The organism is Streptomyces phytophilus (genome assembly GCF_013870535.1).
Classification (GTDB): Bacteria; Actinomycetota; Actinomycetes; order Streptomycetales; family Streptomycetaceae; genus Streptomyces; species Streptomyces phytophilus.
Window position 1 is genome coordinate 1 of the sequence record NZ_JACBXC010000663.1, and the last position, 3,360, is coordinate 3,360.

Sequence of the window (3,360 nt, forward strand, 5' to 3'; positions counted from 1 at the left end):
TACGCGGGCGATCCGGGTGGTCCGGGCGACGCAGTCCTGCGGGCGCGGGTGGGGGTGTGGCGTACGGGGTTCGCGATCCTCACGGGGGACGGGACGGAGCGTACGGCGCGGATCGCAGCGGCGGTCGGGGCGTACGAAGGGAGCCACGCGCAGCGGGACGCCCGCAGTGACGCGGAGGGCGACGCGGCACCGTCCGGCTGGCGGGGCCCGGCGTGGGCGGGGTGGTTCCTGGGGCACACGCTGTGCGGCACGGGGAGCATGGCCGAGGGCGAGGACTTGACGGGCCGGGCCCTCGCCGCCTTCCGGGAGCAGGGCGACGGGTGGGGCGAGGCGGCGGCTCTCGGGGACCGGGCGGTGCAGCGGCTGCTGAAGGGCGACCTGGCCGCGGCGGCGGGGGCGGCGGAGCGCAGCGCGGCATTGTTCGAGGGCATGGGCGACGCGTGTTCCCGGGTGTGGACGGTGTACCCGCTGGCCTCGCTCGCGGAGATCCACGGCGACTACGCCCGCGCAACGGAGCTGTGGCGCAACGGACTCGACGTCGCCCGCCGCTTCGGCGCGTCACCCCAGGCGGTCGACCTGCTCGCGGGCCTGGGCCGGGCCGCGCTGCTCGCGGACGACCTGGCGGCGTCGTACGAGCACCACGAGGGAGCGCGGCGCGCGGCGACCGACATCGGCTTCCGCGCCGGTGAGATCAACGCCCGCCTCGGCCTGGCGCTCACGGCCCGCCGGGACGGCCGGCTGGACGCGGCGGAGTCGCATCTGCGCGCCGTGCTCGACTGGCACCGCGAGGTCGGCCTGAACGGCGCCAACGCGCTGGTCCTCGCCGAGCTGGGCTTCGTGGCCGAGCTGCGCGGCGACGCGGCGGCGGCCCGCGGCCTCCAGCAGGAGGGCTACGACACGGCTCTGACGACGGGCGACCCCCGCGCGCTGGCCCTGTCCCTGGAGGGGCTGTCCGCGGCCCGCACCCTGGCGGGCACCCCGGCGGCACTGCGGGAGGCGGCCCTGCTCCTGGGCGCCGCGGCGGCGGCCCGCCGCGCCGCCGGCGCGCCGCTGCCCCCGGCGGAACGGGGCGATGTGAACCGGACGACGGACCGGATCCGCGCGGGCCTGGGAACGGCGGAGGCCGAGGAGGCGCTACGGCGCGGGGAGGAGCTGACGCCGCAGGAGGCGGTGGCGGCGGGGCGGGTCGAATCGGGCGGCTGAGGCTGTGACCTCGCAGGTTCGCCGGGGTGTCCACCGGATGCGGTCCGCGGCGCTTGACCTTGACGCCGGGGTCAGGGTTTAGCGTCCCGGCCATGGAAGAGACGAACACCCTGCACGGCCGGGCAGTGCTCATCACCGGCGGCGGCACCGGGATCGGTCGTGCGACAGCCCGGCTGTTCGCCGCCGCGGGGGCCGAGGTCCTCATCGTCGGCCGGACCGCCGAACGCCTGGCGGAGACCGCCGCACCACACCCGCGTATCCGGACGTACGTGGCCGACGTCGCCGAGCCGGACGCCCCCGCCGGCATCGTCGCCGCCGCGCTGGAGGCGTTCGGTCGCATCGATGTCCTGGTCAACAATGCCGCGATCACGCGTCCGGCGCCCCTCGGTGCGATCGACCGGCAGGTCGCCACGGAACAGATCGCCACGAACCTCCTCGCCCCGGTGTTCCTCACCCAGCACGCTCTGCCGCACCTGGAGGACGGGGGCACCGTCGTCAACGTCACGTCCAACCCGCCCCACTACGGCTGGCCGGACAACTCGGTGTACGGATCCACGAAGGTGGCCCTGGACTTCCTGACCCACACGTGGGCCGTCGAACTCGCGGGGCACGGTATTCGCGTGGTGTCGGTGGCCCCCGGGATAACGGCGACACCGGTGCTGGCCCACGCCGGTTTCTCGGACGAGCAGATAGCCGCGGCGGGCACGAAGCTCCGGGCCCGGATCCCGCTCGGCCGGATCGCCGAGCCCCAGGACATCGCCTGGTGGATCGTGAACGCGGCGCGCCCCGAAGCCCGTTACCTCACCGGTACGATCATTCGAGTCGACGGCGGGCTGGGTGCGGCCGGATAGGGGTCGGGCGATGCGGATAGGGGAACTGGCGGACAAGGCCGGCACCACCGTTCGCGCCCTGCGGTACTACGAGCAGCAGGGGCTGCTGCACCCCCGGCGAGCGCCGAACGGCTACCGGGAGTACGGCGAGTCGGCGGTCGGCCAGGTGGGCAACATCAGGCTCCTGCTCTCGCTCGGCCTCACCGCCCACGACGTCCGTGCATTCCTGCCCTGCCTCGACCAGGAGTTCGCCGGCGGTCCCGTCTGTCCCGCGAGCGCGCGGATCATCGCCCGCAGACTCACCGACGTGGAAGAGAAGATCGCCGCGCTGGAAGTGGTCCGCGGACGTCTCATCGACGCCCTTCCCCGGAGCCGCTGAGCCGGTCGGCGCGGCGGGTCAGGTAGTCGCGCTCGGGCAGGCTCGCGGTGCGCTGCGCCGCCTCGCGGTACGCGCGGACGGCGGCCTGCGCCTCCCCCGACTGCTCCAGCAAGTGGGCCCGTACGGCGAAAAACCGGTGGTGGTCGCCCAGCTCTCCGGCCAGGGCCTCGCAGGCGGCCAGGCCGGCCCGGGGGCCCTCGACCATGGCGAGGGCGACCACGCGGCCGAGCCGCGCCATGGGGCTGGGGTCCAGCCGCTCCAGGAAGCGGTAGAGCCCGAGGATCTGGAGCCAGTCGGTGTCCCGCGCCGGCTCCGCCTCGTCGTGGACGGCGGCGATCGCCGCCTGGAGCTGGTACGGCCCGGTCGGCGGGCGCGGCAGGACGGCGGTGAGGATCGCGACGCCCTCGTCGATCAGCTCGCGCCGCCACAGCCTCCGGTCCTGCGCCTCCAGGGGCACCAGCCTGCCGTCGCCGTCGAGGCGGGCCGGGCGGCGCGCGTCGGTGAGCAGCATCAGGGCGAGCAGGCCCGCCAGCTCGGGTTCCTCCGGGAGGCTCTCCCGGAGCCGGCGGGTCAGCCGGATCGCCTCGCCGGACAGCTCCACCCGGGCGAGCCGGTCCCCGGTGGCGGCCGCGTAGCCCTCGTTGAAGATCAGGTAGAGCACGCGCAGGACGCTCGGCAGCCGCGCGGACCTGGTCGCGGCGTCGAGGACCCCGAACCCGCCGCCCGCCGCCGCGACCGCCTGCTTGGCGCGGGAGATGCGCCGCGTCATGGTGTCGGTCGGCACCAGGAACGCCGCCGCGATCTCGGCGGTCGTCAGCCCGCCGACCGCCCGCAGGGTCAGCGCCACCTGGGAGGCCGGCGACAGGTCCGGGTGGCAGCACAGGAAGAGGAGGTCGGCGGTGTCGTCCGCGGCGTACTCCACCGGGCCGGTCAGCCGCGCCTCCGCCT

General features: G+C 75.4%; 3 protein-coding genes and 1 pseudogene. 3 read left to right on the plus strand and 1 reads right to left on the minus strand.

Annotated elements, in window-relative coordinates:
* The 3 genes and pseudogenes from H5J30_RS23140 to H5J30_RS23150 all read left to right on the plus strand — a co-directional run.
* Positions 1-1,203 (plus strand): annotated as a pseudogene (locus tag H5J30_RS23140) (AfsR/SARP family transcriptional regulator); the annotation flags it as partial.
* A gap of 125 nt (positions 1,204-1,328) precedes the next feature.
* The gene (locus H5J30_RS23145; protein ID WP_181789309.1) at positions 1,329-2,054 is read left to right on the plus strand and encodes an SDR family NAD(P)-dependent oxidoreductase; all 726 of its coding nucleotides are present in this window, start codon (positions 1,329-1,331) and stop codon (positions 2,052-2,054) included.
* Positions 2,055-2,064: 10 nt separating this feature from the next.
* The gene (locus H5J30_RS23150) at positions 2,065-2,412 is read left to right on the plus strand and encodes a MerR family transcriptional regulator (RefSeq protein WP_181789307.1); all 348 of its coding nucleotides are present in this window, start codon (positions 2,065-2,067) and stop codon (positions 2,410-2,412) included.
* Here the strand turns inward: H5J30_RS23150 and H5J30_RS23155 are convergent.
* Positions 2,384-3,360 (minus strand): RNA polymerase sigma factor (locus H5J30_RS23155; RefSeq protein ID WP_181789308.1); only part of this gene is annotated, 977 nt, incomplete at its 5' end. The two genes, H5J30_RS23150 and H5J30_RS23155, sit on opposite strands and share 29 nt — an antisense overlap.

What these genes read in the sequence shown, in the direction of transcription:
- H5J30_RS23150 (WP_181789307.1), top strand. Translation starts at nt 2,065, where the DNA reads ATGCGGATAGGGGAACTGGCGGACAAGGCCGGCACCACCGTTCGCGCC.